The 790-nt window shown below is 61.9% G+C and carries 1 protein-coding gene; it reads left to right on the plus strand.

The genetic code is table 11. From position 1 onward, the window contains the following. Window positions 1-766 (plus strand): IS5 family transposase (locus tag H8A95_RS43320; protein ID WP_229188490.1); only part of this gene is annotated, 766 nt, incomplete at its 5' end. Window positions 767-790 lie beyond the last annotated feature (24 nt).

Genomic DNA, 790 nt, shown 5'->3' on the forward strand with positions numbered 1-790 from the left:
CTTCACCAAGAACCGGGAGCGGCTGCAGAACGGCGATGTGTTCACGAAGTTCATGACCAGGCTTCTGAACCATCCGCAGGTCAGGACGCTGCTGTCGGACGAGCATTTTTCGGTGGATGGAACGCTGATCGAAGCCTGGGCTTCACAGAAGAGCTTTCGCCCCAAGGACGGCAGTGGCGACGATGATGACGGCGCCAACTTCCACGGCCAGAAGCGCAAGAACGACACCCATGCGAGTACCAGCGACCCGGACAGCAGGCTTTATCGCAAGGCGGTCGGACGGGAGGCCAAGCTTTGCTATATGGGCCACGCCACCATGGAGAACCGGCATGGGCTGGCGGTGGCAGGCAAGGTCACGCATGCCAATGGCACCGCCGAACGCCGGGCTTCGGAGACCATGCTGAAGGCGAGACGCAAAGCCGCAGGCCGCCGTATCACGGCTGGTGAGGACAAGGCGTACGATACCGCCGATCATGTTGCCAATCTTCGTGCCATCGGCGTGACGCCGCATGTGACACAGAACCAGGCCGTCACCAAAACCGGCAAGACCCGCAACAGCGCCATCGACGAACGAACCACGCGGCATCCGGGGTACGGCATGTCGCAATCGCGCCGGGCGATGGTCGAGTGCATCTTCGGATGGGGCAAGCAGCACGGCACCATGCGCAAGACCAAACATCGTGGCATCGCTCGCGTCGCCGCCGACTTCCTGCTCAATCTGATCGCCTATAACCTGATCCGCATTCCCAAACTGCTTGCCGCTTAGCCGCCCGCGTCAGGGCACACCAAC

The sequence above is a fragment of the Bradyrhizobium oropedii genome, from assembly GCF_020889685.1.
Classification (GTDB): domain Bacteria; phylum Pseudomonadota; class Alphaproteobacteria; order Rhizobiales; family Xanthobacteraceae; genus Bradyrhizobium; species Bradyrhizobium oropedii.